Annotated in this window: 28 protein-coding genes; 2 read left to right on the top strand and 26 right to left on the bottom strand. The window is 50.9% G+C overall.

From position 1 onward, the window contains the following. Nucleotides 1-165: 165 nt before the first annotated feature. Nucleotides 166-504 (top strand): hypothetical protein, encoded by a 339-nt coding sequence (locus AC6I8I_RS16060; protein WP_497817972.1) that lies wholly within the window; start codon nucleotides 166-168, stop codon nucleotides 502-504. Between the two features lie 18 nt (nucleotides 505-522). On the opposite strand, the gene AC6I8I_RS16055 is transcribed toward AC6I8I_RS16060, so the two are convergent. From AC6I8I_RS16055 to AC6I8I_RS15930, 26 genes are all read right to left on the bottom strand, one after another. Then, entirely contained in the window at nucleotides 523-1,266 is a 744-nt protein-coding gene (locus AC6I8I_RS16055) for a hypothetical protein (RefSeq protein WP_497817971.1), read from the bottom strand. Between the two features lie 78 nt (nucleotides 1,267-1,344). Beyond that, the gene (locus AC6I8I_RS16050) at nucleotides 1,345-2,868 is read right to left on the bottom strand and encodes a conjugal transfer protein TraG N-terminal domain-containing protein (RefSeq protein WP_497817970.1); all 1,524 of its coding nucleotides are present in this window, start codon (nucleotides 2,866-2,868) and stop codon (nucleotides 1,345-1,347) included. Further along, nucleotides 2,868-3,188, bottom strand: coding sequence for a hypothetical protein (locus tag AC6I8I_RS16045; RefSeq protein WP_497817969.1), 321 nt, complete (start codon nucleotides 3,186-3,188; stop codon nucleotides 2,868-2,870). The genes AC6I8I_RS16050 and AC6I8I_RS16045 overlap by 1 nt, the downstream gene beginning before the upstream one ends. Nucleotide 3,189: 1 nt before the next feature. Then, complete coding sequence (locus AC6I8I_RS16040; protein ID WP_497817968.1) at nucleotides 3,190-4,605, bottom strand: integrating conjugative element protein; 1,416 nt, start codon at nucleotides 4,603-4,605, stop codon at nucleotides 3,190-3,192. Then, nucleotides 4,602-5,564 carry a TIGR03756 family integrating conjugative element protein gene (locus AC6I8I_RS16035; protein WP_497817967.1) on the bottom strand — a complete coding sequence of 321 codons (963 nt, stop codon included), beginning with the start codon at nucleotides 5,562-5,564 and terminating at the stop codon, nucleotides 4,602-4,604. Before AC6I8I_RS16035 ends, AC6I8I_RS16040 begins: the two co-directional genes overlap by 4 nt. Further along, nucleotides 5,561-5,953 (bottom strand): TIGR03757 family integrating conjugative element protein, encoded by a 393-nt coding sequence (locus AC6I8I_RS16030; RefSeq protein ID WP_497817966.1) that lies wholly within the window; start codon nucleotides 5,951-5,953, stop codon nucleotides 5,561-5,563. Before AC6I8I_RS16030 ends, AC6I8I_RS16035 begins: the two co-directional genes overlap by 4 nt. Nucleotides 5,954-6,169: 216 nt before the next feature. Beyond that, nucleotides 6,170-6,574 (bottom strand): hypothetical protein, encoded by a 405-nt coding sequence (locus AC6I8I_RS16025; RefSeq protein WP_497817965.1) that lies wholly within the window; start codon nucleotides 6,572-6,574, stop codon nucleotides 6,170-6,172. A 12-nt stretch (nucleotides 6,575-6,586) separates the two neighbouring features. Continuing rightward, nucleotides 6,587-9,391 carry a conjugative transfer ATPase gene (locus tag AC6I8I_RS16020; protein ID WP_497817964.1) on the bottom strand — a complete coding sequence of 935 codons (2,805 nt, stop codon included), beginning with the start codon at nucleotides 9,389-9,391 and terminating at the stop codon, nucleotides 6,587-6,589. Continuing rightward, nucleotides 9,391-9,804: a TIGR03751 family conjugal transfer lipoprotein gene (locus tag AC6I8I_RS16015; RefSeq protein WP_497817963.1), complete on the bottom strand. Its 414-nt coding sequence runs from the start codon at nucleotides 9,802-9,804 to the stop codon at nucleotides 9,391-9,393. The genes AC6I8I_RS16020 and AC6I8I_RS16015 overlap by 1 nt, the downstream gene beginning before the upstream one ends. 11 nt (nucleotides 9,805-9,815) lie before the next feature. Beyond that, nucleotides 9,816-11,306, bottom strand: coding sequence for a TIGR03752 family integrating conjugative element protein (locus AC6I8I_RS16010; protein WP_497817962.1), 1,491 nt, complete (start codon nucleotides 11,304-11,306; stop codon nucleotides 9,816-9,818). Further along, nucleotides 11,296-12,159 carry a TIGR03749 family integrating conjugative element protein gene (locus tag AC6I8I_RS16005; RefSeq protein WP_497817961.1) on the bottom strand — a complete coding sequence of 288 codons (864 nt, stop codon included), beginning with the start codon at nucleotides 12,157-12,159 and terminating at the stop codon, nucleotides 11,296-11,298. Before AC6I8I_RS16005 ends, AC6I8I_RS16010 begins: the two co-directional genes overlap by 11 nt. Continuing rightward, nucleotides 12,159-12,815 carry a PFL_4703 family integrating conjugative element protein gene (locus tag AC6I8I_RS16000; RefSeq protein ID WP_497817960.1) on the bottom strand — a complete coding sequence of 219 codons (657 nt, stop codon included), beginning with the start codon at nucleotides 12,813-12,815 and terminating at the stop codon, nucleotides 12,159-12,161. Before AC6I8I_RS16000 ends, AC6I8I_RS16005 begins: the two co-directional genes overlap by 1 nt. After that, a complete protein-coding gene (locus AC6I8I_RS15995) occupies nucleotides 12,812-13,174 on the bottom strand; it encodes a TIGR03750 family conjugal transfer protein (protein WP_034892368.1) in 363 nt (120 codons plus the stop codon). Before AC6I8I_RS15995 ends, AC6I8I_RS16000 begins: the two co-directional genes overlap by 4 nt. A gap of 10 nt (nucleotides 13,175-13,184) precedes the next feature. Further along, nucleotides 13,185-13,562, bottom strand: coding sequence for a TIGR03745 family integrating conjugative element membrane protein (locus tag AC6I8I_RS15990; RefSeq protein WP_175501691.1), 378 nt, complete (start codon nucleotides 13,560-13,562; stop codon nucleotides 13,185-13,187). Nucleotides 13,563-13,608: 46 nt separating this feature from the next. After that, a complete protein-coding gene (locus tag AC6I8I_RS15985) occupies nucleotides 13,609-13,851 on the bottom strand; it encodes a TIGR03758 family integrating conjugative element protein (RefSeq protein WP_008107119.1) in 243 nt (80 codons plus the stop codon). Continuing rightward, nucleotides 13,842-14,177 (bottom strand): integrative conjugative element protein, RAQPRD family, encoded by a 336-nt coding sequence (locus AC6I8I_RS15980; protein WP_497817959.1) that lies wholly within the window; start codon nucleotides 14,175-14,177, stop codon nucleotides 13,842-13,844. The genes AC6I8I_RS15985 and AC6I8I_RS15980 overlap by 10 nt, the downstream gene beginning before the upstream one ends. A gap of 76 nt (nucleotides 14,178-14,253) precedes the next feature. Then, the gene (locus tag AC6I8I_RS15975) at nucleotides 14,254-15,402 is read right to left on the bottom strand and encodes a hypothetical protein (RefSeq protein WP_497817958.1); all 1,149 of its coding nucleotides are present in this window, start codon (nucleotides 15,400-15,402) and stop codon (nucleotides 14,254-14,256) included. A gap of 107 nt (nucleotides 15,403-15,509) precedes the next feature. After that, nucleotides 15,510-16,271 (bottom strand): TIGR03747 family integrating conjugative element membrane protein, encoded by a 762-nt coding sequence (locus tag AC6I8I_RS15970; RefSeq protein WP_497818930.1) that lies wholly within the window; start codon nucleotides 16,269-16,271, stop codon nucleotides 15,510-15,512. Beyond that, complete coding sequence (traD, locus tag AC6I8I_RS15965) at nucleotides 16,271-18,355, bottom strand: type IV conjugative transfer system coupling protein TraD (RefSeq protein ID WP_497817957.1); 2,085 nt, start codon at nucleotides 18,353-18,355, stop codon at nucleotides 16,271-16,273. The genes AC6I8I_RS15970 and traD overlap by 1 nt, the downstream gene beginning before the upstream one ends. Nucleotides 18,356-18,516: 161 nt before the next feature. Next, nucleotides 18,517-19,023: an integrating conjugative element protein gene (locus AC6I8I_RS15960; protein ID WP_497828064.1), complete on the bottom strand. Its 507-nt coding sequence runs from the start codon at nucleotides 19,021-19,023 to the stop codon at nucleotides 18,517-18,519. Beyond that, the gene (locus AC6I8I_RS15955; RefSeq protein WP_497817955.1) at nucleotides 19,020-19,655 is read right to left on the bottom strand and encodes a transglycosylase SLT domain-containing protein; all 636 of its coding nucleotides are present in this window, start codon (nucleotides 19,653-19,655) and stop codon (nucleotides 19,020-19,022) included. The genes AC6I8I_RS15960 and AC6I8I_RS15955 overlap by 4 nt, the downstream gene beginning before the upstream one ends. Beyond that, entirely contained in the window at nucleotides 19,634-20,242 is a 609-nt protein-coding gene (locus AC6I8I_RS15950) for a TIGR03759 family integrating conjugative element protein (protein WP_497818929.1), read from the bottom strand. The genes AC6I8I_RS15955 and AC6I8I_RS15950 overlap by 22 nt, the downstream gene beginning before the upstream one ends. A 230-nt stretch (nucleotides 20,243-20,472) precedes the next feature. Continuing rightward, nucleotides 20,473-22,179, bottom strand: a complete 1,707-nt coding sequence (locus AC6I8I_RS15945) for a DUF2326 domain-containing protein (RefSeq protein WP_497817954.1) — start codon at nucleotides 22,177-22,179, stop codon at nucleotides 20,473-20,475. After that, nucleotides 22,154-22,384 (bottom strand): ABC-three component system middle component 6, encoded by a 231-nt coding sequence (locus AC6I8I_RS15940; RefSeq protein ID WP_497817953.1) that lies wholly within the window; start codon nucleotides 22,382-22,384, stop codon nucleotides 22,154-22,156. The genes AC6I8I_RS15945 and AC6I8I_RS15940 overlap by 26 nt, the downstream gene beginning before the upstream one ends. Continuing rightward, nucleotides 22,359-23,381, bottom strand: a complete 1,023-nt coding sequence (locus tag AC6I8I_RS15935; RefSeq protein ID WP_497817952.1) for an SMEK domain-containing protein — start codon at nucleotides 23,379-23,381, stop codon at nucleotides 22,359-22,361. The genes AC6I8I_RS15940 and AC6I8I_RS15935 overlap by 26 nt, the downstream gene beginning before the upstream one ends. 108 nt (nucleotides 23,382-23,489) lie before the next feature. Beyond that, complete coding sequence (locus AC6I8I_RS15930; RefSeq protein ID WP_497817951.1) at nucleotides 23,490-23,981, bottom strand: STY4534 family ICE replication protein; 492 nt, start codon at nucleotides 23,979-23,981, stop codon at nucleotides 23,490-23,492. A gap of 26 nt (nucleotides 23,982-24,007) precedes the next feature. Between AC6I8I_RS15930 and AC6I8I_RS15925 the strand changes: the two genes are divergently transcribed. After that, a complete protein-coding gene (locus AC6I8I_RS15925) occupies nucleotides 24,008-24,298 on the top strand; it encodes a hypothetical protein (protein ID WP_497817950.1) in 291 nt (96 codons plus the stop codon). The last annotated feature ends 29 nt before the right edge of the window (nucleotides 24,299-24,327 follow it).

The following is a 24,327-nucleotide window of genomic DNA, read 5'->3' as shown; positions in this document are numbered from 1 at the left end:
CCCCTTTCAGGTCATGAGGGCTTTGTTGGTTGCGTAAACAACTATGGCAACGGTTAAAACACTAGCAATTTTGGCAAAAATGGTCAAACTTAAATCAAATTGATAGGCTCAGCACAAACCCTTGTTGAGGGGCGACTAGTTGGAAATGATGATATGAGAGGTTCAATGAATAAAACCAAAAAATCACATCACGGTCAGGCGCATGAGATAGCGCGAAGGTTCACGGCTGCTTTAAATTCTCTTATTCTGAATATTGGGAAAACATTCAGAATTGCACCTAATTTAGCTAAATCATTGTTGCTAGCTCTAATTATTATATTATCTACATGCATTATTTTTGGAGGAGTGTTCTCCATTGCTATTTCTTTGGTGGTTGGGGCTATAATTTGTGGCGTTAATGTATTTTCTTCTTCCTGCATTCCATATAACGAAGAGCCTTCAGAAAGTGAACATAACTATGGTTCCAATGGTTCCAATGGTTCTGACGGCTCCAACGGGTCGTAGAACCACCTTTCATTAGAGTTAGTCTTCATACACCTTTTTTATGATTTCCATGCATTCTGCATGTGCCACTTTATGATCAGAGAATTCTTTAGTTAAAAATAAGAAGAAAGCTTTTTTCACTTGAGGGAGTTCAATGAATATGAACTCATCAACCTTGTGAAAAAAATAAAAAGACTCATTTTTCGTTGAAAATATCAGCAACGAATTAAATTTCCCTTGCTTATTTTTAGTGAACAAAGCCCTCCTTGATCTTCTTATTATATTGAAAACTTTGAATGGTGTAGTATCAATGTCACCCCAAAACATTGCTATAGGTATTGTTGATAAATAAGGGATGAAATCTTTTCCTTTGTAACGTAAAAAATTCGACCTTAAATCTTTCAATTGTAATTTAAAGGCTATGTATTGTAGCCACCAGATAACACAATCTACATCATTTGAATTAAACTGATCGCCATCCTTTTCTAAAAAAAGTCTTTTTAAGTAATCTTCAAATGCCCCTAGTAAATTTGAATTGCAAGTTTTACATGCTGGAACTGTTGTTTTTATATAGCTCGCCGGTTGATTATTGAGATTGTTAACCAGAAATTTTTCGGGATTGCCATCAAACGACCATTGAGGTAAAACATGTTCTTTTGTTATATCTTCGTTAGCCCCGCAAAGAATACAGATCGCGGATTGATGATCCTTAATTATTGCATTCATAACTAAACCCTGGGATTTTTTTATTTTTTTTCTTAAGAGACTAAATTTTTCATTCATAATTGAAATGAATCCTTTTAATTAATTTAATGCTAAAATATAAATTAACGTTGTGAAATCTTCAATCTTTATTATTCCCTATTTTCCTACCCTAGCTGTGGTAGCCGAAGCTGCTTTTTCTCCAGCACTACCAGCCGCACTTTTCACACTTGATGCACCATCACCTGCCATTCGTGCTATTTCACCAATTCTTATTCCTGCCCATGAAAACGCCGCCATCCACAGCGCAGGTAGCACAATAAACATCGCCCCCATAACAAAGTTCATAATCAAATCGTCAGAGCTATTCTGAAACCCAGCAGCATTCCAGCGGCTATGCGTATCAGAGCTATATAGTGCCTCCATCAACCAGCTGTCGAGCCAGCGCGCCAGTTCCCACCAAAACGTCAGGAAATTAAGCGCAAACACCACAAAGCTGACAGTAATAACGGTTTTGAACTCATAACTGCCAAACGCCAATATCAATGGAAGCATTACGTAGATCGCCATTAATAATAGCGCCTGCACCATCGGTAATGCCTGCCGCATCGCATCAAACGCCGGGAACGCAGCCAGACTGCCCAATGACATTCCCGCAATCCCGCCAATGCGGCTGGCGGAGTTATCCAGCGTGAAATCGGCATTGCCACCATAACCGGCATAGGTGCGGCCATTCTGTGAAACGGTCAAACTCTCCGGGCTCACCAGGCGGCGAACAATGCTCTCTTTATATTCAGCGTTGTTCTTGCCCATCATTTTTAGCGCGGCAGACATGCGCAACCACATGCCCGGTGATGCCTGAGCGACTACGCGTGCCTCAAGCCCTGTATCGGCGCTGGACCACCATTCGCGGCATGTTGGATAGCCACCGCGCCCGGTGTCCGGTCTGCCGCTGTCACGGCTCTCGTTCCACGGGAATGATGCGCGCGGTGTCTTGGATTGCAGCTGATCGTAATAGCCGCTGCCGTTCAAAAATGTGCTGCTGCCCAGCCATTCAACATCGCGCAGCGCGTCTTCCTCTTTCGTTTGCCCCTGATCCTGTTGCTTCCAGAGGTAAAGCGCCAGCGCATAGCAATCGTTGGTAAAGTCCTGCAGCTCGGCGGCAAGCGCCGGATTGCTGATGCGGGTGTGCTGCACTTCAAAGCGCAGCTGGCGTAAATCCGGGCGGCAGGGAATGGTGGCCACAGCTGCCTGAGTAATGCCTTTGGACAGTTTGTGCATCAGCACCCACCAAATTGGCGCTGCTGCCGTTTGCCCGTCCATGCTGCTGATGATCGTCGAATAGCCGCTTTCATCTGGCGCTTTTGGTGTCCAGGTGCCGCAGCTCTTGGAGCGGGATTCATCGTATTGAATGCTGTCGAGGCTGACGTTGATGATAGGAAGACAGCAAACCAGCATCACAAAAAACGCGCTATAGAGCGCGTTCTCGATGCGCGGCAGCGACAACTTGCCTTTGTTGCCCTCGTCATCGCCTTCTTCGCGTACCTTGAGCCAGATCCCCACCACTTTGAATACCAGCGGCAGCGCGAAAAGCCCGGTGGCGATCAGTAGATTCCAGATGCCGTTGTTGATGATCCAGCCCAGCAGGGTGAGGAAAAATTCCAGATAGCTATTCGTCGTCATCAGTGGCCTCCCGTTGAGGCATAAAGCACCCATTCCATAATGGCGATATAGAGCGCGCCAATGCCACCAATGCGCAGAATGGCGCGCCGCCACACGGGATCTGATTTCTTGCGCTGCCAGCATTGGAAGGTGAAGTAAGCCGTTACTGCATAGATAATCAGCCGCCACGCCAGCCAGAGCACCCATTTTTTCTCAAACCAGCGCATCAACATTGCCGGTGCATCCGGTGACTCGCTGGCTGACATTACCGTCGCAATCACTACACAAAAAATCGCAGTGAACGACACCATGCAGGCGAGAACCTTCAGGAATTTACGCATCTCACTCCTCCCCGGATGGTGCGGAAAGCTGGTTGAAGCGCGAATCGGTGTTTTCATGCGGCTGGCGCTGCGGGTTCGTTGTGGCGCGATTGTTTTCACGGTCGATGATGGTCAGCACGGAGTTGCGCGCGAGTTCGCGTTTCAGTTCCATTTCATTCTTGAGCGCATTGATTTCCCGATCGAGCGATTCAACGCGGCGATCGCCTTCCTGCAGCGCTTCAGGCATTGCCGCTGCATTCGGTTCCGATTGGCCGGTCACAATCATCCGACGCATCAGCAACGCGGTTTCAACCGTGTCGGCCATCGCCAGTTCACCCGCCAGACGGCCAACCAACGCCGCGTTGTCCGGGTCACGCTGCAGCGCTTTGATCACGCCGCTGGTGATCGCCAGGCTGCCGGTGCGCAGTTTTGCCAGGTTCTCGGCGTTGGGCTTCTCCGCGCCATTAACCAGCTTCACCAACTGCTCGCCGTTGATGCGCGTGGCTTCTTCCAGCATCGGTGAAAAGCCGGTTCCGGCTACACTGGCGCCTGGTTGCTGATCGATGTCGCCATCGGTGCATTGCGCGGCGTCTTTGCAGGTGCGAATCGAGCGATCGCCCAGCACTTTTACCACTGCAGCCGCTGCTTCTTCAGAGCTGGAGAACTTACCGCAGCTGCCACCCGTGCAGCTGTCGCTGCTGACGCTGCCGGTGCTGTTGACCGGCAGATTATTCATCATGTTGTAGCCAGCTGCAGCAAGATCATGCGTTGGGCGAATCGCGCGCTGGCCACGACCGCCGCGCTTTTCACCACCAACCCAGTTGCTGCCGGATTCGCCCGTCACTTTTTCACCGGCATCGTTAACACGTATCGCATCCGCATCTCCGCTATTCACCAGCTTTTTGTACTCGTCCATCGCGGCCTGCTGCGTCCACTTGCTGGAGTCGGAGAAATCCACCATGCGCTTCGCCATGTTCTGGCAATTGAGCTGAGCTTTGTCGAATGCCACATTGGCCTGCAGCACACCGTTGGTGAGCATTTCATATAAGCCGGGATTAGCGCGCTGGATCACCATCGCGGGCAAACTGGCCACCGCGCCGGTTGCCCCCTGAACCACATCACCCATCAGATTTTTGAAACCGTTAGTCATCCCATTGAGCTGATTGCCGACAGTGGTTTTCAGGTCGAAGTTGCCGCACTGCAGATCTGAGCTCCAGCCGACATCCAGACCCAGCTTACGCATGTTGCTGCGTGTCGCCGGTTGCGATATCACCGAGCCGCCGCCGAGGGTGTAAAACAGCTTATCGGATACCGCGCCGCTGGCGCTTTTGCCATAACCCATGCTGCTGTCCTGAACCTGCGGCAGTGAAACATCAAACGCCTGAGCGCTGGTTGCGATCAGCAACGCATACGCCGTAGACCAGATGCGCGCGATCATGATTCACCTCCAAAATTGGTGCTGTACAGGAAGGTCTGGCCGCGACGCTTGCAGCAGCTGTAGGGCTGCCATAGCGCGAAGGCTTGATTGCCATCAACGGCTGCAGTGAAGTCACCATCCGGAAACACGGCGCAGGTTTCGCTGAGCTGCGGTGAGAGCCGCTGCCATTTGTGATTCTTAAAGCCGGTGTTCTCTTCGACCGGACCGGGTGGCCAGTAGCCGGGAGACGGATTACCTTTGAGGGTTTGATAGACGTGCGGTTGGCCGGTGCGGGTGATGATGTCGGCGACGCGCTGCGCCACCACGGCGGCGGCTTTATCGTCGTCGGTCTGCGTGACGAAGCCCGATCGCGGATAGACGTTCCCCCACATGTTGGCCGTTGCCTGGCTGCCGATTTCGCGCATGCCTGGCACCAGCGCTTCCGGGTAAAGCGATTCAGGTATGCCGCTACGCCATGCCAGTGTATCGAGCGTGCTGAGTAAGTAGGGATTCAGTGGCGTCGCTGCGCTCTCGCAGGAGTAGCCGGAGATGCTGCCGCCAATCAGCGAAGTAGCCGGATGGCCAATTGCATCAGCGTATTTGAAGTGCAGATTGGTTTTACGTTTACCCGGCGCTTTCAGTTCCTCATTACCGCCACCGGCTGGTACGCCGTACATGCCGTTTTCGAGCCCGCCAGCCGTCTGACTGACGAACGCCATTTCCTTCCAGGGATTCGCACCGGGTTGGGCATACGTTGAAACCACTGCTTCCGGGATAAAGTGTGTCACTTTAACCGATGTGCGCACCTTGCAGCCCCACGGTGTGCAGAACAGCCAGTAACAGATGCCGCTGACTCGCCAGCTGATGCAGGACGGCGACACCGCGCTGGCGATGATCTGCGCGCTGGTGATCGCGGATTCGGCTGCCGGTTGCATCGCGGCGAACAGCAGCGCGGTAGTGGCCAGCTTCGCGCGCGTCATGGGTGGCCACCTTGTGCCCGGATGTTTTCCGCCAGGTCCACATCGGTTGTGCCATACACCACGTCCACATCATCGAAGACCACCGCCGGGTATTTTTCAATTCCCAACTTCCACGCCGCGATAACGCCGCGCCAGGCTTCCACCAACTGCTGCTGTTGATCCGCGCTCATGCGCTGCAGGCCGCTTTTGGCATCCTGCGCAGCTGTTGCGGATTCACTGCTGAGCTGTCCAAATATCGCATTCTGCTGACGATCAGGCGCATCGAGAAACACCATTCGCGTATCGGCATCAGCATTAATGGCCGGATGGCCAGCCGTAGTGAACACGGTGATGGCGGCAAAACCGGGAGATATTGAGCAAAGGAAAAAGAGTGGGATCAGCGACTTCATCAGACTTACTCCACAAAATGAGAGAAGCCATAACGGTGCGCCGGATGGGAGTTGAGTACAGCAAACAACTCTGTGTCGGACAGCGGGATTAAATGCCCCCGGCCCGAAGGGGTGCAGAACAACTACGCCAGGTAGGTGTAACCTTTGGGTCGGGGACGGTGCAGACTATGCAAATTTTGGCACGACTTCACAAGCGAGAGTGCTCTGAAACAGGCGTCATTTCGTGTGATTTGCTGAAAGTTTATGCGCCAGATAAAGCTGGAGATACAGCAGATCGGCGGCGTCTACAACGGTCATGTACCAGCGCGGGTGGTGATAGTCATCTTCCGTTGGCCAACTAAGATGGCTATTCACTGTAATCAGCAGATCAATCGAGCTGCACAGCTTGCCTTTGAAGTGCAGCGCGAGGCAGGAATGACTACCAACGCGCTGTGGATGGCTGGTGATTTTTACGGGCGGATTTACGCGCGAACGGATTTCATCACACAATTTGTCGAGCAGCGCCAGATCGCTGGCGAGAATTTCCGGTTCTCCCTGCGGCATCAGCGTGAACAGTGTGCGCGCCGCCTTGAGGGAAATCGTGGTGGTAATGCGGGGAATGGGATATTTGAGTTCCAGCATAAAGCTCCCGGTTTAAGCGGCGGCTGACTTGAGGCCGCGTGCCGCATCAAGCTGGCGCGCAACGATCACTGCAGCTTCCAGCTCACTGCAGTTATGCAGCTTCATCAGTTTGCGGCGTTCGGCTTTTTCCTCTTTCTCGGTCATGCCGAGAGCGAGGTAGAGGCTGGGCGGCACGGCCCGGAACAGCGCTTCGGTTTTCTTGGACAGCACCACGCCTTCGGTATAGCAGCGCGGCAGCTTACTGGCGGAAAGCAGCACCGATTTTTGCTCATCGCTCAGCTTCTTAAAGCGTGCGATTTGCTCCACTTCATCAGGCGGCATCGTCAGACACAGCCACCATTCAGCCATGTTCAGCATCTTCTCGGCGATGTCCGGGTAATCCGCCAGATTCTGCGTCGCCATCCACAGCCATGCACCAAGCTTACGCCACATCTTGACCACTTTGGTCATGTACGGTGACAGCAGCGGATTGGTGGTGGTGATGTGCGCTTCATCAATGGCGAAGACGATTTCGCGGTCGAGATACTGATCGCGTTCGGCAATGTTGTTGATGGTGTTCACCAGTGAAACCATCGCTAGCGCCATCTGCGCGCCATAGTTCTCACGGGCCAGCGTACCTAAATCGATAAGCGTGACATCGGCTTCCGGCCAAGGTGTGCCAGGACGGTTGAACAGCTCGCCTTCAAAGCCGCTGGTAAACATCGACATCGCACCGGCCATCTCATCAGCACGCGCACGGCGGCGCTCAGTCAACAGTGGCTGGCCGCTGCTATCCAAGCTGTTATCACGCGCGATGGCAAATAGCGCGGTCTGCAGATCTTCAGCAATCATCTGGCGCGATTCGTCGTAGCTGGTTTGCGCCGCCATCATGATGGCCTCGCGGATCAGGCCACGGTCAGAGCGCGTTAACCGTTCCTCTTCTCGCTTTTCGCCGCCGGTAATCATCATGCGCGCGGCAATTTCCATTTCTCCAAGGATGTCGCGCTGTTCATCACCGTCGTCTTCATCCGCGTCAGGGATATCGGCTTCGTTAAGTTGTAGCTGTTCAGGCTTGAGGTCGAGCAGCTGATGCGCATCGGCGAACAGCGCCAGGCTGACGCCGCAGCCGGGACGGATGCTGATTTTATTCACTGTCAGGCCAAGGCTTTCACAGTAGTCGGCATACAGGCCAAACGAGTTACCGGCTTCAGCAATAAACAGACGTGGGCGGTGAATGGCCATCAGCTGGGAAAGCGTCGCACACAGCGTGGCCGACTTACCCGCACCGGTTGGCCCGAACAGCAGCATATGGGCGTTCTGCGTGCGATCCTGTTTATTCATCGGGTCAAACGTCAGCGGTTCGCCGCCGCGATTGAAGAAGCTGAATCCGGGATGACCGCTGCCGGTGGCGCGGCCAGTCACCGGCAGCAAACCCGCCAGATGCTGCACCCACGTCAGGCGCGTGTACCAGTGGCGGCGATCTTTCTGAGGATTGAAGCACATCGGCAGCGCGCGCAGCCAGGTGTTCAACGGCGATACGTTATATTCCGGTCGAACCGGCTGCAGGCCAGCAGTCAGCAGGACCGCCGACATGTTTTGCTGGCGTCGGTTGAGGTCTGCCAGATCGTTGCCGCGCAGCATGAAAGTCAGCGCGCCGCGATAAAGCTTGTGACGGCGGCCAAGATACTCTTTCACTTCGCGCACATCCTCGCGCACGCGCCCGGATTCGGTGTTTTCACCCACGGCGTTTTTGGCCAGCTTGATGAAGTCGTTTTCCAGCACGTCTTGCGGCTGGGAAACGATGGTCAGTGAAACTACAGTGCCTTCAGGCAGCAGATCCATTAGCGCGTTAATGTGCTCGCCGCGCGCCATTTCGCCAGTCAGCATGCCTGGCTCGGGCGGGCGGCGCAGACGCTCAATGGCAATGGCGCGATGCGGCTTGTCGTCGAACCACCACACGCCATTTTCCACGTCTGAACGCGGCGGCGTGTACCACAGCGTTTCGGCAAAATCGTTAGTCATCGGCAGCTCGCCAGCTTGCGCATCATGATGCTTCGCAGCGGCATAAAACGCTTCTTTGCTCAGGCCGTGCTGCGGCTCGGGATTGAACAGGCGCAGCAGCCATTCATGAATTTGTGCGCCGGTCTGGCGCTGACAGGCAACGCCTGATGCGCCAAGTGATGCCGCCAGCCGGTCACAAACCTGATTCAGCATGGTGACGGGTGGCAGCGCGTGAACATCTTTCACACCCTTGGCGGCACCTGGCACCCAGCGATAAATCACCATACGCGTGCGGCGCTGCTGCCCGCGCCACGGCTGGCCAGTGACCAGCGTGTCGCGAAACAAACCCGTAGGAATGGCGATGTCCCGCAAATGACGCTCAGTTTCACCCAGCCAGGCGTTGGTAAATTCCGTGCCGCGCGCCCAGGGTTTTACGTACTCTTTGACCGTGTTCAGATAGGGCGATGGATCGTCTTCATCCTGGCAAAAGAACTGCACCACCCACGGCGAGATGTCGTCTTCTTCCAGACTGTCCTGCAGCGCATCTTCCACCTGATCGCGGATTTCCTCGAGGCGCGCGGCGGTGCGCCCCTCGGATGAAATCGGCGTGATGGTATAAACCGCGCCGACCGAAACGCCGTCATCAAGCAGCAGGCATTTATCTTCTGGCAGATATTCGGCCCACGGCAGGTAATCAATGATGGAAGGTTTAGCGTGATATAGCGCGGCTTCATCCTGCACCGTCATTTTACCAGGGCGCGGAAGTGGCTGCGGCTGGCTGCTTTCAGAGATGTTGCTGGCTTCAGAGGCGGGCTTTTTAAACAGGGAAAATTTCATTACAGATCCTCCGTGCGCTCACCCGGCAAGGCGTACTGCACCTGGCTGTAAAACGGGAATACCGTGCTGTAACCGGGAACCGGCGAGTTACCACCGGCAAGATGCGGAAACACGTACATCACCATGTCGGGATTTGGCAGGCGCGGGAACTGCTGCGTGATCTCGCTTTCCTGCGTGCGGCTGTAGGAATGGTCGAGTTTGTCGGCACGCTGATCTTCCGTTTCACTCAGCGGGCGGCGCAGCGCTTCACGTCCCTGCGCACCGCGCTGAGCCGAACCGTTCGCGCCTTTGCCTTGCCACAGCTCCAGCATGTTGCTGTCGCCCGCTGGCAGCATTTCATCTTTCGATGTGCTGCAGCCTGAAATGACTGAAACCAGCGCGGCGAACGCGACCGGCATAAATGCTCTGTTCATTCGCTATCCCCTTAGTCCAGTCCGATGCGCGCGGAATTACCCGGCACGCTGAAGTCGTAACGCACCTTGCGGCCTTTATCTTCGTAATCGATCGCCAGCTGCTGCGTGATGTGAACGGCCAGATTCGCGCCGGGTGGCACATACACTGCATCGAAGGTCTGGCCATAACGCTGTTTCACCCATTCGGAAACATCACCGACGCCACCGGCAATCGCTTTGCCCATCGCGGCCTGTCCGGCATCACCGGTGAGCGTGGAGGTCACGCCGCCGTAAGCGTTGGTTTGCCCTGTACGCTGATTTTCGTTGAGCGCTTCACCGGCAGCGGCAGCGCCGGAAAGTGCGAAGAGGGTTGGCAGGTAAGTTGATGCGTTGGATTTACGCGTGCCGCTGATACAGGGAATACCGGCCTCATCCGAGATCCAGCCAATGCCGCCGTCCTGCTTTTTGCCACCATCCTGGCCGTTGCTCTTACCGTTGTTATCCGGGCGCGGCAGCGTCCGCACCCGGCCATCGCTGAAGACGAAAGTGATCGAGTTCACCTGACCGCGCACGCAGGAAAGCGTCCAGTCGCCTGACGCGGTGCCGGAGACAATCGCGCCTTCCACGTCGGGCAGCTCGATGCCGTTGGCCGTCAGGTTGTCGCGGCCAATCAGCACTTTGAACGGATAAGGATCGGTGACGGTGCCATTAATCGGCACGCGACCCAGCAGCGCGGTCATGCCTTTGCTGCCAATCAGTGTGGAGTTTTCCGGCAGCGTATAAACCGGCTCGGTGCTTTCCTCTTCTTTCTGGCTGTTGGAGTAGCCTTTCACCTTCTGCTCGTAATTGCTTTTACTCTTACTCAGCGCGTTATCGCCGAGGAACGATGTCGGGAATCCACCAATTGCCGCTTTGCCGTCGGCGGGAGCTGAACCCGCGTCCGTGCCGCCGCTGCGCTGGTCGCTGGGTGAAACCCACATCACGCCATCGTTAGTGTTGCCACTGGCAACATCATCCAAACCGAGCCCCAGTGGAATATCGCTGTTGTTCTGATCCTGCTTATCAGACGCCATGCGCTTGGCCAGCTGGTTGCTCAGCTCCTGTACTTTGCTGGTCAGGGTTTGCTGTTCCTGTTGCAGCTGCTGGCGGCGGTCTTCGGCGAGTTTCTGGTAATTCGCCACGGCTTCATTAACCTGGCCAGCAACGTTCTGATTACGCGTGCGCAGGCGGTCGTTCTCTTTCACCAGGTTGAGGTTCTGGCGGTCCAACGTTTCCTGTTTACCGCGAATGGTTTTCAGTGTGCCAACCAGCGTGCGCAGCGTGTCTTCCGGCGTATCGCCCTCGACGCCCAGCGCTTTGAGCTCTGCAGGCGTCAGATCGGCCAGCGCTTTGGGCTTTTCTGGCGTGGCGCTGGTTTTTTCCGTCTCGTTTTTGATGCTGCAACTTTTCATGCCCACCGCGACGCCCGCGAGCAGGAAGACCGGCACCAACACTTTGACCAGCGTGTTCGATTTAATCTGCATGGTGTTTACCTCGCGCTTTGCGGCTCACCTTCGCTTCAGGAATCAGTGCGTTTTCGGGACGCGAATCCATCACCAGATAAAGCATGGTGGTGTCTTCAGGCGTGCCGACTAAACCGAGGAAACGGTGCTGGAAAGTGGCGGAGACAAACTTGCCCTGCAGCGAGCGGGGATCGAGAACGATTTTACGACTGGTCATGTTGCGCACGCGAAACGCCACCACGTTCTGACTTTGCACCGCCCATGCGGCGATAGGCTGGATCTCTAACGGCTCAGCGGGGTAAAGCGTGGTAATGCGGCTGGGTAGATGCAGCGGCAGCGAACGCACGCCGGGAACTGGCTCAACCGTGCGCAATGGTGCATACAATCGCTGCGACGCGTAACGCGTGAGCAGCACCGGCAGCGGCGCGGAATAGCTGACTTTCTTCTCTTCTTTGGCGGCTGCAGCTTGCTCAGGACTGGCATCGGCCTCGCTGTCGCCAGCTTCATAAACCAGCTTTACCGGTTCGGCTGAACCTTTCGCGCCTGCGGTGACATCGAGCATGATGATCTCGCCGTTCTCCACATCCTGCAGCTGGACTCGGGTCTGGGAAAACGCTTCGTTCGCTTTCAGGTAAACTGCGCCGCCCGTGCTCTGCACGCGCAGTTTGCCCTTTAGCGCAGGCGCAATACCGACACGAACGTTTTTATCGACGAATACCACGCGCTCCTGGCCAACCTTTAGAGTGACCTGCAGCGGGATGCGCTCCCACTTCATCAATTCAACTGCCTGAACCGGATTCGGCGTAAGTGTTGCCACTGGCAACACTGCGAACATCAGCCTGCAGGCAACATGCAATCTGGTGAGCGTATTCATCAAAACATCCCCTTGTGCTCAGGCTTAGGTTCAGGTGGTGCGGCCTCCAGACGCTGCGGCACGCCGTCGTAGCAATCCAGCGCCAGACCAAACTGATTGGTTTCGGGATCGCCATTCCAGCGCGTGACCTTCATCGGGTAGCGCACCATCGCGCGCTTAACCGGCTCAGTATGGAAATACTCGTCGGCCACTAAATCCAGTCGCGCGACCCAGTTGTCACGATCGCGAACTGTGACGCTTTTGGTGCTGTAGCCGCGCTCGGGGATTTCGTACACCACGCGCACGCGGTCAATCAGCTCGTTGCGGTTGGTACGCTCGGTGGCATCTCGTTCCAGAAAGTCTTTACAGCCCGGTGTCAGGTACGGCGACAGCGCGCGAATTTTGGCGGGATAATCCACCTCACCATTTTTCGGCCAGGCATTAAGCTGCTGGAAGATATAGAAGGCAAAGGCGTAAACCGATGATGGCGGCACTTCCCACCAGGGGCGCGTGCTGCCGGTGCGTAAATCTGGCGGGTTATGAATGGTCATGCTGCGTGGCGCGAGCATCCAACCGGATGACGTGATTAGCACCAACAAAATGAGGAAAGCGCAGGCGATGCGCAGCGATTTGATGTGCTGATCGCTGCGTTGAATGGCATTGCGGAACTGGCTCATTTTCCGGCTCCCTTCGGTGTACGGCGCAGAGACCAGCTGTGTGAGCTGATGATGAGAGAGCGATCGCCGTAGCCCATCCGGCGCTTCTTCTCCTCCAGCCGCTGCCAGATGTAGTTTTCTGGCTTGCCGCGTTTAAGGCGGGCCATCCAGCGCCCGCCAAACGCAATGAGTAGCAGCGGCATGAGCAGCATCCCGGTCGGGATGATGACCCAGCCAACCAGTGGAAAAAACGGCAGACACACCACGCCTCCAACCGCTAATCCAATCAATGCCGCCAGCCCCAATTCCGGCGTGGTGAAACCGCGAAACACGACAGGTTCGGCATTCAGTCGATCGGGCAGGAAACGGATGGTCTGCATGCTTATCCCCTTACAGAATGATTTCAGCAGACTGACCGAGCAGCCAGATAGTCGCGACCAGCAGCACAACACCCGTTGCGACGATGGAGCCAAACTTGGTCCAGGTGGCGCGCTCGTTACGCACTTCAACGAATGTATGCACCGCGCTGGTTGCGACGTTGATAAATGCCACCGCACAGACCAGCAGACCGGCGAAGACAATGAAGTCCTGCGCATAGCCTTTGATCTGGCCCATCAATCCTGTGCCGCCGCTGGATTCCGGTGCTTCAACGGATGGCAGGTCGGCCAGTGCCGGTTTGCAGGACAGCCAGGCAAGAATCAGCCCGGAGCCCAGACGCATGACCTGGCGGTCTTTAAAGCGAGACAAGCGAACAAACTTTGATTTCATGAAACATTCCTCTTTGACGGATAAAGGCACTTCGAAAATGTCTGCGTTAACTGGCGAACATCCAGATGCAGACGATCAGTAAAGCCACAGAACGGATAACAAATCGGGCAAGTGCGGCATCCCTGACTTTGGTATTTGCCCAGCCATGCCAGACATCCACCGCCGCCCACGCTGCCCAGAGAAACAGCACGCACAGTAGTAGCCCAACGGACACCAGATACAGAACGCTAATATCGATGTTGCCGGATGCCGTTTTAAACGCGTTGATCTGCGCCGCAGTCATCGCCATAGCGGACGGCCTCGCGTGTAACCGCCACTGACCTTGCCGTAATCCAGCGGCTGCGCACGCGAAGGCTGCGTGTAGCGGTCGATGCCAGCACGCATGGTGTTAAGGTCTTCGTTGGCTTTCTTGTAGTCGAACAGATAACGGCGGCGGTTATTGGGATCGGACTGCGTAGCTACGGTGCGGGCGCGGTCGAGGGAGAGCTGGACTTGGTCTAGTAGGCGTTGGGTGGTTGCTAGTTCGTCGAGTTCTGACGCTGCGGCGGAAAAAGACAATGCACCAAACAAAAGAAAAGGCAGTGCTATCTGTAGGTTAGATTTTAAATTACTCATTTCTGCACCTTAAATGGTTAAAAGCTTAAGGTGCTTTGTCTATCCAGTTATTAAAATGTATTAATAATTTTCTCAGTCAAATATTTATTGTTTTCTGTAAATCAGAATATTTTAAGGATGGACAGCTTGCGACAATCTCTTTAACTTTCTTACTGGCTGCAATTTTCAATGATGTGTCTCTCCATATAAAACCAACCTCAAAGGATTTATCAAGTGGTGATTTTATTTGTTGTGGGCAAAGAATTACGCGGTCATTAGCTTTCAAAAGCATAATAGCTTTCACTTTGATTGTTTCACCACTTTTCTTTAGACCGTTGTTTCCCCAGTACGTCGAACTTAGATAGCTTTTAGGAAACTTTTCGACATCAATGGAATATTCACTGACATTCCAGTCGCCTCTACCTGAAAAGTTAATTGCCACAGGTATCACTTTGGCGATGAGACTTGGGAAAATATATACAATTATTATAAATGACACCATGACTGAAAAAAAGAAAGCCTGAACACGTTCTTTTTTAGTTTGATTTCTTGTTTGTAACGCAAAGGTGGCAGTAGCAGGTATATGAAGACAAATTATCAGGATGATAAAAGTTATGTAAACTGACCAACTCCATGATTCATAGTAATCATGCATTATGACAAGAGTAAATAGTAAAAAGAAAGCTGCTTTGGCGCTGATAACAGTAGCTCCCCATTTTAAGGGTTTTTTATCCTCGACTTTTTTAATCTTTGTATAGCAAACCCACGCCTCACAATATCTTAAAGTTCTTTTTAACGAAAAATATGTACTTACGAAGATAAGAGCTAATAGTAATAAAAAACATGATAGATAACCAGATAGCATTCCAAATTCTTTTTCTAGAAAAATAGCTTGATAGAATAATAAATTTATAGCTAAAGATACAGTTGGAATGTTGGCTATCCCCTTCCTGGAATACAATACACTGGAATCATATTTAGGTATTGGAATCCCCCCAACTAGCATCGCACAACTCGCCGAAAATAATCCGATTGACACCAGTGCAATTAATATTGCAAAAGCCGTTATTAATATCAGCAAGGTCACATCTTTAAAAATAAAATCAAAAAAATCAACTCTACCAAAAAATAAACCGAAAAACATAAAATAAGATAAGGGGACTATCACTGATAATAATATTTTATACTGAATGAAAAAGTTAATGGGTTTCAACAAAATATTTGAAGCGAAGGTTTTATCTTCCATAATTTCCACTTTACTTTAGATTTCATAAATTAGTCTGCCGCACCGCTTTCGCGGCTTGCCTGCTGACGACAGCGCACAAAGTCGAGCTTTGCACGCTGTCGTCCAGCTTACAAATACTTCTTGAATGAAGCTGTTAGCACCGCCAGCGCCATGCCCAGCATCAGCGCGGCAGGTAGCAAAAGCAGATTTGGGTAAACAGCCGATGGCCATGACAGATACACCATGCAGGGTACATAGAACGCGGGTTTAACGAAGCGTTTGGCGTGGTGATAAACAAAGCTGGATTCATATGCCGCCCCATAGCGCCGTAAATCTCGCCGCCCCAGACCATCAACCACCGCAACCAGCACCACCATCAGAAACAGCGGTATGGACAACATCAGAATCGTCACTCGAATCAGCGTCACCACAGCGACATACACTGTAGCCAGCAAATATTCCTGCAATGCCGATGCCAGCCAGCGGCTACCGGCACTCAATCCGGCAGCAACGGCATTCCCGCCGCTTTCCATTGCCTGATTTTGCTGTGCGAGCCATCCCTGCAAACCACTATCGACAACCAGCCACTGATAAACCTGTGTTACCCAGGCAGTGACCGTTACCGTGGGCTGTGACAGCAGCAGGCTACGTGTGAACTCAGTTGAGAGATAGCCGCTCTCGATCTGCATCACCTGCTGGCTATGAGCCGCACCTTGCTCTGGCCAGAAGAATGCAATGCCGATGTACTCCATTACCAGGCTAAAAAACAGCGAAGCCAGTAGCATGCCGATCAGCTTCCACGGCCATCCCCATAGCAGATTAAACAGAAAGCCATGTTCTTTAGGCTGCTGAACACGTGCTGGCGGTACCGTTGTGTTTGGTGGTGGCATCATTCACCTCCCGGCGGTTCTGCGCCTGCAGCGCCAGACCACCAGGCTTCACTAGTGCGGTAATTGCGGCGCATCTCAGCAGCGATCTTCTGCAGGCTTTCCGGCATTAAATCGGATTTATCAGCAGCGGGCAGCGGCATGCGAATCTTCCACAGCTGGCCGCCTTCCAGCAGCGCGAACGCCTGACCTTTAGGCAGATTAATGATGTCAGCTGGAGTGAGCATCGGCGTTTTCACCATGCTCACGCGGTCCTGCGTGTTCGAGGTGAAATCAGTGCCTTGTTCTTGGTTTGTGATATCGGTGTACCCAGAAACCAGTGTCTTGGAATACACATCTACTTCAGGCAACTGGCTAGTGAGCAGCTCGGCGGTGCGGTTCTCACGCACGCGCAGCATGATCAGCGTGTTGAAGTTGCCCGTGACCTGCGCGGCTTTGGCGCTACTGCCAATACGCGCCTCGATGTCAGAAATCGTTTGGGTGTACGCCGTCACCTCGATGCCCGCGCCGCCGCCTTTGTTAATAAGTGGAATGAACTCATCGCCCATCAGTTCATTGAACTCATCGCAGTGCAGGCTAATCGGCAGCTTGCCGTCGCCATTCTCTGGCAGGCCATCGTTAATTCCGTGCTTATAGATATGCCCCGCGATACTCACCAAATCAGCAAACATGCTATTGCCAACGGCAGCACCAACTTCACTGTCAGAGAGCGCATCCAGCCCGACATAAACGATGCCGCGCTGGCGAATCACCTGTTGCCAGTCGAAAATCGGGCGCGGATCGTCGAGGTCTTCATAGTCAGGCGAGAGCAGCGCCGCCGTTTTGCCGGTGGTGAGTTTTTCCAGTAGCGGCAGCAATGAGGCGACGATTTTATCGAAGTAGGTTCGATCGTAACGTACAGCTGAGCGAAGACCTTCCAGAATGGGATCGTAGAGCTTTTTACCGGCTTCAGAACTCAGCGCCAGCTCCATTGCCCAAATGCGCGTGGCGTTTGACTGCCCCTGCATATTGCGTGGCAGATCTTTTTCCTTAAGCACATTGCTGCCATTCTCAATTTTGCTGCGCAGCTCCGGCAGATGCTTATCAACCAAATGTTCCACGTAGCGCTGATAGAGCTCACCGATGTTTGTGACGTAACGAAGAATCAGCGAGTAATCAGGCCGCTGGCCAAGCGCTACCAGCGCGCGGGTTACGATGTTAACGAATCGCCATGCGAACTCACGAAATGCGGCGCTGTTGCCTTCCGCGCCTAATTGACCGGCAATGCGCGAAGCCACTTCCGACACGCGCCCGAAGCGGCCAACCGCGTTATACCGCGCTGAGATCTCTGGCCAGCCAAGATGGAAAACGTGGAAGTCATCCTGACGACCGGCGCGGTGCGCTTCAGCCCACATGCGTTTTAGCAAATCAGCATCACCTTTGGGGTCGAAGACAATGGTGATATTGCCGCGCCGGATATCCTGCGTGACCAGCAACTCTTCCAGCCGTGTTTTGCCCACGCGCGTGGTGCCAACCACTAACGTGTGGCCAACTCGTTCGCGAAGATCCATAGACACATCGCGCTCATTCGGCTCAATACCATGCAGCGCCGGATTGCCGCCAACCGGTGGCAGCGGGCGAACCGGGTTCAGCGGCGTATCAGCTGCAATCATCGATGACAGCCAGGGCAAAGAATGTTCGCACGCTCGCTCAAGTCTGCGCGCGTACTGATAGACCTTCGCTGGCTGCACATACTTTTCAACTTCTGGCCGACGCGTATCAAGCAGGCGCTGAGTGTGTTTTTGCTGCCAGAGAAAGCCTTTGCCCAGAAACAGCCGGTGATTGCTTACTGGAACCTGGCGGCTGGTCATCACATAGCGCGGTAAACGGCGCAGATTTCTGCGATACCTGATCACCTGACATCCCTGACGGGCGCGTAAGGCGGCAAGCACCGCAAAGCCGGTAGCAGTGACATAACTCACCGATGGCGACAGCGCGACAGCCCAGGGAGCAGCCACGCAGACATAGCTGGCGGTGGCGGCTACCAGCGTGGTGTTGAACTCAACTGCAGGACGCAGTAGTGCTTCAATAACATAGCGATCGCTCATAGAAGTGACTCACTTTTGGCAGGATTCAGACGTGCTGCGTGCCAAGTGATGCAGATTGCGCCAGCACCAGTAAGCGCGCAGCAGGGCCAGAAAAAGGATGAAGAACAGAGGAAGGATCATCAGCGCTGCATGGGGCATTCCATGCAATCCGACGAATCCCATCACTGAGCTGGAACCTGTTGGCTCAGCGAATGTTCGGTGATCAGCACGGGGTAATGTACCAACTCAAGGCGGCGCGCCAGATCGCTACCTGATACCGGTGCGAGCTGCAGAGCAGGCACAATCTGACGCAGCTGCTGCAAGGATGCCGAGCTGCTGACGTTAACCACCATCCCAACCGCACCACGACGGCTGAGTAGTTCAGCGTTACGTGATAGCCATTCTTGCGATTGAGCATCATCGCCAACCAGAAACAGCGCACCAATTCCTGGCAGCTTCAACGCGCGTGGCTCAATGATGCCGGGAGTGAGTTCAGGTGTTGCCACTGGCAACACTGAACCTTCACTGTAATCAGGTTGGATTGATTGCTGTTGCGGCTGAGGTTCAGCGTTAATGCCTTCATAGAACGGCGCTGCTGATTGGCCGCCGAGATCAGCGATAACGTTGAGTTTTGCATGTGAGAGAAATGGCAACGCGGCGATGGCGCCAGCCAGCATCAATTTATTCATTGCTGCCTCCGGGGTTCTGTCCAGATGATTTCGGTTGAAGGTGTTTGGTTACTCGCGAGGTTGGCGGGTGCCTGTGTTGCGATTGGGCGAAATTGAGCAGGCGTTAGTGAAGCCAGCTTTTGGCTGACAATCTGCCGATAGCGTGCTGCAGGTTTGCCGCCAGCCGGATGGTGATAGCAGCCAGCTGCTTTCAACCAACTGCCGGGGCTGCGTTCCCAGCACTCGCGAAGAATGCGTGCAGCAGCGTTCAGGTTGATATACGGGTCAAACGCATTCCATGTTGAGCTGAAGCGATGGCCATTCCAGCCAAGGTTGACCTGCGCGATGCCGACATCGATTCTCTTGAGCGAATGGATTTTCATGAACTGTTGCAGCGCCTGCCAGGCAGCTTGTCTGCTTTCATAGCGGTAGCCTTTACCCGCGACGTTGATTGTCCAGGGCCACGGGCGCGTACCGTGTGGCAGTTTGCGTGACGACTCAGCAAGCGCCAGTGAGTAAAGCGATTCTGCAGGAACGCCGTGCTGCAGTGCGACTCTCTGATAACCCGACGGCACGCTTTGCATGCTGGTTGACGCCACAGAGCTGGCGGCACTCAGCAACAACGCGACGGTTAGAACGCTGCGATATGCCATCCGCTTTCCCCCTGCTGGAGAAGAACCGGCATGATGCCGTTGCCATAGCGCATCCAGCGGCCTCCATCGTGGTTCAGGGTGATGCGTCGTTCGCGGACTTGTTCGGCGGGAATGCGGTGTTGCTGCGCCCAGTTGCGGAGTTTCTGATCGCTGCCTTCACTATCGACAAGATAGATATCAACGGGACGTTTATCGGCGAGAACGGCGGAGAGTCGGGCATCGCACCGCTGGCAATCTGCTTCGCGCACGAACAGCGCGAGTCGGCCACCTGAATCATGCGCGATACCTGCGGCGTTGCCCATATTCACTGGTAGCATGTTGGGCATTAGCCGCTTCCAGGCTGCATCAACTTCGCGCTGGAATTTAAGCTCTTTTTCGGTGCGCTCGTATTCCTGTTTTACCCAGAGTTCGGCGTAGTGGCGGCGTTCGGCGTCGTTACGGGCTTCAATACCTAAAGTGCTTAAGGGATCTAGATTAGGGGATTGGATACCACGCAATCCATTTTTTAGTGAGTTGTAACGCTGATATTCCACAGCTGAAATTTGAGATTGTGACGTTCCAGACTCTAACTGAATAAAATCAGTCATTGTTTTTTGAGGGGGACTAGATGATGATGCTGAAAACACTATCCCGAAAGAAAGCATTACGACATTAATTTTTGGATTTTGCATGCCCCACCTTTTTGAATGCGCTACTGAAAATTTTTCGTAAGAATATTCTAGCGGCAACAAAGGTGGGTAATATGATTAAATGAACATCCGTTCAGTTATTAAAATTATTGTGGTGGCCAGTTTCTACTAGCCACAACTTCAATGTATTACCCGAATGCCTCGCCAAATAACCAAGAGGAAGAATTGTTATCATAAAGTTCCAGGCGAATGGAGTTTTTTATTATTTTCTTTTCTTCAGCATCTAATATTTCAGATGTCAGTATTTCGTCAATTGATGATTGACCCATGTTTATGAAATATTGTAAGCCTGAGCTATTAATTTCGCTGATGATATTTTTGAACATCATGGCCTTTTGCCTAGGATCTAGTTCAGAAAAAATACATCCATCATGTGCCAAGAAGTTAAATAGATGAGGATTCAGTCTATGTAGCAGCAGGTCGTAGCAAAAGATTTTCACTTCATTAACGCCTTGGGATGCATCCCGAGGAATGTGAATATCAAGATCAAATAGATATTTTGCGTCTTTCGACATGTCTATCTTTAGATTACCACCTTGACCTGCGTAAAATGTTTTAACTATAGACCTAAACTTATTTTCAATATCTTCAATTTTCGGCTTATTTTCGTTGACGTAATGCCTGCCCAGATTATTTACTTCAGCATTTGAAACCGTTAGGTCAGATTCTTTTGTTTTTAACTCATCAATGACTTTTGTAAATTTTTCATGGTTCTCAATTTGCTTATTCCCCACTATAATTGCTTCGTTAATTGAATCGTACTCCTCAAAAGCACTGAGGTCATTGAGAATACTTAAGATTTCATCTCTATTTTTTTCAATCTTACTAATCTCTTTCTTAATCTCTTCCGCTTCCTTTTCAAAATTAGATACTTCGCTGTTAATTCTGTCTAAGCGGCTTTTAGTTAATTTTTCATGAAATTTCGCTGCATTCTCAAACCGCACATGCACTAATTCAGGAAAGAAAAAATTGGCTTCTTCATATATTCTTTTTATATCTCCAGAGTCTATCTCAACATTTTTAATTCTCTTTGCACTAATCTTTCTTTTTCCAATTTGAGAGCGCAATGAAGAGAGAGAAATTCTCTTTTCATGAAGAAGCAGTGTAAGGGTGTCTGCAGAGTTTTCTAATTCATCATATTGAGGGCCGATCTCAAACCTTTCTTTACTAGTTTTTAATTTCACAAGAAGGTCTTTTAAATCCTTAACGCTATCAAGGTGCTCTTTATCTTTAGCGTCCTCTAAAGCCTTGCGAGCCTTAGATGTTTTTTCTAACTCAGACTTAATGTTGTTTTTTTCAATAACTAAATCTGTGCCAAAATCTAGAAGCCAAAGATTGACGAATCTTTGATAGAAATCAGTTAGTGGCATCCCTTGCTGAGTATGTGCATCAATATAATACTTTTCTCCAAATCGCCTCGCAAAACAATTAAATGCTTGCCTAAAGCTCACCTGATTTATTGCAGTAATTGGAATAAATATTCGGTCGAGTTCTAATTTGAATTCCTTTGAACTTAGCTTGATATCGTTCAAGTGATAATTGTTGTTAGCGAAATCTTTTTTGACATGATAGATTTTATCTCTATGTTCAAACCATAAGTCAAATGCCCCATATTTGGTCAAGAACTCATGCGTCTTTTTTTCTTTTATTGTTTTTTTCTTGAGCTCCGAACCTAGCATTAAATGAACTAGATTTAGTGAAAAACTCTTACCAATACCATTATAGGTTTTTGTTTTAATATTTGAAGTTTGAATGCCCGCGACAATATTCAAACCATCCTGAAAAACAATCTCATTGAATTTCGGATTGTCAGAGCTTAGCTTTAACAATTTCATTTTGCACTTCCAACTTTCCAATTATATACAAGAAATTCAAACATAAGATGAATTTCTCCACACCAATTCGAGGAGTCAATGACAAATTAACCGAATCATAAAGCTCATCAAAACCAATCCCAACAGGAGTTACTTTTGGTAGAATCCTTGATGAAAGATACAATAAGGATTCATTAGGTTTAATTACTTTGTTGGGTAATATCATCTGTAACCTTCCTTCCGATATCACAGAGTTCGAAGAAATATGATAAAATTATCCATGCCATACTAACCGCATTATAGTCTTTGATTATCAATTTGTCTTTAATATGATTATGGGTATTGATAACTACTTGGGTAAGATCTACAGAATGCTTGGCACAAAGAGCATGTAGCTCATCGAGGGAGAAGGTTTTCAGTTCTCTTTTACTTTTATATATGACTAGGAATTGTATAAGGTATGTACGATATATTTCATGAACTATCAAATTCTCTAAATTTATACGTTCATTATCATCAAGCTCATCGATTATTGTAGTGAATTTTAACGATGAGTAAATATTACTACCAATCATGATGGATATTTTATTCAATTCCACCTTGGACTTAGGCTCCATCAACTCCAAGTCAGTTAGGTAGTTATTTCCAGAGATATAACCCACATCGTTTATTAACTGGCGGCAAACAATTTGAAGCACTGAATCAAGAGTGTATTGAATGACCGTAGGATTAAAATACTCATCTGCTAACGATATAATATCTTCGGTTTTGAGGTTATTTACCGTGGTTAATATATCATTTCTACTAACCAGAATGCCGTTTACATCAAGACCGTATTCAGTGTTAACTCTTTCTACTGTCCGTGAATTAAAATCAGGTTTATCCAAGAGATAATAAACTTGAATTGAATAATTTTTATAGGCCGGGTTAGATAAAATTTCTAATGTTTTATGAATTTTCTCACTAGTTGTTGTGGATGTTATTTGAACTAGCTTTTCATTCACTATGTCAATCAAATCAATGCAATCTGAGTTTTGTTTAGAAAAATTAGCGTTTTCAAATTTAGCGCCATAAATCTTGTTAAAAACATCTCTGAAAAAATTCTCAGAATGAATATTAAGCGACAAATCATTAACATTTTGATGCTGTTGCAAATCAGCATACATAACTGCAAAGCAGTGAGAAATTCTATCATAAGCTAATTTTCTAGCGTGAGGGCTCATGGTTTCAATTCAACATATAAAAGCATCATTCACATAAAATAAATTAATATGTCTTCATAGTAAATAGTAATCCGTAAATGAAAAGCCCCTAAGATTAGGGGCTTTTGGTCAAAATGAGTTATTCACGTACGACTTATCGCTTGAGGTGGGCTTTGGAGGCACTGATTCACTTTTCTCCGCTTTGTAAACCATCGACTGACCAATCTTGATCCAATCGACCTTAATCAGTCTGGCTTTCAGGCTAACCCGCTGTTCGCCTGCATGATCACCTTTGTTAAGCGTGAAAATGTCAGACGTCAGGTTGCTGAGAGTAAACCCAAGCAGCACCTTCTGCTCCTCGTCTAAGGCTTTCTGGCAGCGGCTTATAAGGTCCGTTGCGTCCTTACCGGCGACAGTGGCATCAAAGCGCACATAGGTAGGGTTATCAGTGGGGCCGCTCAGCGCATTAATCACCACGCTGAGGAAGCTGCCAGTGAGGGTTTCTATTCTGCGAATGTTGCTCAGATAACCCAGGCCCTTGATGTTGAGATTGAAGTATTCAGGTTTGGTAGAAGTCGTGTTGGCATTGTTTGTAGCGTTGTTAGTAGTGGTAGCAGTCATGATGTTTACTCCAGGAGTGGGAAATAATGACGGAGAAACATTCATCCCTGACGGATAAATGCTTTCCGTCAGGAAGCGCGGATAGCTATGCCGCGCTGGCTGGTCAGTGCAAAGAACCTCATCACACAGGTGATATCCGCATTAAGAGGTTGAGCGGATCGACCACTGCAAAAGCAGCACTTCTCTCAGGTCATGAAGTTTTAGATGGCAACCGCGTAAGCGTTTCTCTCAGGTTGCTGAAACATTGGCTGGTTGTTGAGACAACAACAATAATGCCGTTCCAGTGTCCTGCCGCTAAAAGCGGATGTCAGCGATAAAGTCGTTTTGCGGATATGAAAATAAAAAA

Source organism: Pantoea sp. X-Soil-YNGN-775 (assembly GCF_059730575.1).
This window is presented reverse-complemented; position numbering and strand designations above follow the sequence as displayed.

What these genes read in the sequence shown, in the direction of transcription:
- AC6I8I_RS16060 (WP_497817972.1), top strand. Translation starts at nt 166, where the DNA reads ATGAATAAAACCAAAAAATCACATCACGGTCAGGCGCATGAGATAGCG.
- AC6I8I_RS16055 (WP_497817971.1), bottom strand. Translation starts at nt 1,266, where the DNA reads ATGAATGAAAAATTTAGTCTCTTAAGAAAAAAAATAAAAAAATCCCAG.
- AC6I8I_RS16050 (WP_497817970.1), bottom strand. Translation starts at nt 2,868, where the DNA reads ATGACGACGAATAGCTATCTGGAATTTTTCCTCACCCTGCTGGGCTGG.
- AC6I8I_RS16045 (WP_497817969.1), bottom strand. Translation starts at nt 3,188, where the DNA reads ATGCGTAAATTCCTGAAGGTTCTCGCCTGCATGGTGTCGTTCACTGCG.
- AC6I8I_RS16040 (WP_497817968.1), bottom strand. Translation starts at nt 4,605, where the DNA reads ATGATCGCGCGCATCTGGTCTACGGCGTATGCGTTGCTGATCGCAACC.
- AC6I8I_RS16035 (WP_497817967.1), bottom strand. Translation starts at nt 5,564, where the DNA reads ATGACGCGCGCGAAGCTGGCCACTACCGCGCTGCTGTTCGCCGCGATG.
- AC6I8I_RS16030 (WP_497817966.1), bottom strand. Translation starts at nt 5,953, where the DNA reads ATGAAGTCGCTGATCCCACTCTTTTTCCTTTGCTCAATATCTCCCGGT.
- AC6I8I_RS16025 (WP_497817965.1), bottom strand. Translation starts at nt 6,574, where the DNA reads ATGCTGGAACTCAAATATCCCATTCCCCGCATTACCACCACGATTTCC.
- AC6I8I_RS16020 (WP_497817964.1), bottom strand. Translation starts at nt 9,391, where the DNA reads ATGAAATTTTCCCTGTTTAAAAAGCCCGCCTCTGAAGCCAGCAACATC.
- AC6I8I_RS16015 (WP_497817963.1), bottom strand. Translation starts at nt 9,804, where the DNA reads ATGAACAGAGCATTTATGCCGGTCGCGTTCGCCGCGCTGGTTTCAGTC.
- AC6I8I_RS16010 (WP_497817962.1), bottom strand. Translation starts at nt 11,306, where the DNA reads ATGCAGATTAAATCGAACACGCTGGTCAAAGTGTTGGTGCCGGTCTTC.
- AC6I8I_RS16005 (WP_497817961.1), bottom strand. Translation starts at nt 12,159, where the DNA reads ATGAATACGCTCACCAGATTGCATGTTGCCTGCAGGCTGATGTTCGCA.
- AC6I8I_RS16000 (WP_497817960.1), bottom strand. Translation starts at nt 12,815, where the DNA reads ATGAGCCAGTTCCGCAATGCCATTCAACGCAGCGATCAGCACATCAAA.
- AC6I8I_RS15995 (WP_034892368.1), bottom strand. Translation starts at nt 13,174, where the DNA reads ATGCAGACCATCCGTTTCCTGCCCGATCGACTGAATGCCGAACCTGTC.
- AC6I8I_RS15990 (WP_175501691.1), bottom strand. Translation starts at nt 13,562, where the DNA reads ATGAAATCAAAGTTTGTTCGCTTGTCTCGCTTTAAAGACCGCCAGGTC.
- AC6I8I_RS15985 (WP_008107119.1), bottom strand. Translation starts at nt 13,851, where the DNA reads ATGGCGATGACTGCGGCGCAGATCAACGCGTTTAAAACGGCATCCGGC.
- AC6I8I_RS15980 (WP_497817959.1), bottom strand. Translation starts at nt 14,177, where the DNA reads ATGAGTAATTTAAAATCTAACCTACAGATAGCACTGCCTTTTCTTTTG.
- AC6I8I_RS15975 (WP_497817958.1), bottom strand. Translation starts at nt 15,402, where the DNA reads ATGGAAGATAAAACCTTCGCTTCAAATATTTTGTTGAAACCCATTAAC.
- AC6I8I_RS15970 (WP_497818930.1), bottom strand. Translation starts at nt 16,271, where the DNA reads ATGCCACCACCAAACACAACGGTACCGCCAGCACGTGTTCAGCAGCCT.
- traD (WP_497817957.1), bottom strand. Translation starts at nt 18,355, where the DNA reads ATGAGCGATCGCTATGTTATTGAAGCACTACTGCGTCCTGCAGTTGAG.
- AC6I8I_RS15960 (WP_497828064.1), bottom strand. Translation starts at nt 19,023, where the DNA reads ATGAATAAATTGATGCTGGCTGGCGCCATCGCCGCGTTGCCATTTCTC.
- AC6I8I_RS15955 (WP_497817955.1), bottom strand. Translation starts at nt 19,655, where the DNA reads ATGGCATATCGCAGCGTTCTAACCGTCGCGTTGTTGCTGAGTGCCGCC.
- AC6I8I_RS15950 (WP_497818929.1), bottom strand. Translation starts at nt 20,242, where the DNA reads ATGACTGATTTTATTCAGTTAGAGTCTGGAACGTCACAATCTCAAATT.
- AC6I8I_RS15945 (WP_497817954.1), bottom strand. Translation starts at nt 22,179, where the DNA reads ATGAAATTGTTAAAGCTAAGCTCTGACAATCCGAAATTCAATGAGATT.
- AC6I8I_RS15940 (WP_497817953.1), bottom strand. Translation starts at nt 22,384, where the DNA reads ATGATATTACCCAACAAAGTAATTAAACCTAATGAATCCTTATTGTAT.
- AC6I8I_RS15935 (WP_497817952.1), bottom strand. Translation starts at nt 23,381, where the DNA reads ATGAGCCCTCACGCTAGAAAATTAGCTTATGATAGAATTTCTCACTGC.
- AC6I8I_RS15930 (WP_497817951.1), bottom strand. Translation starts at nt 23,981, where the DNA reads ATGACTGCTACCACTACTAACAACGCTACAAACAATGCCAACACGACT.
- AC6I8I_RS15925 (WP_497817950.1), top strand. Translation starts at nt 24,008, where the DNA reads ATGACGGAGAAACATTCATCCCTGACGGATAAATGCTTTCCGTCAGGA.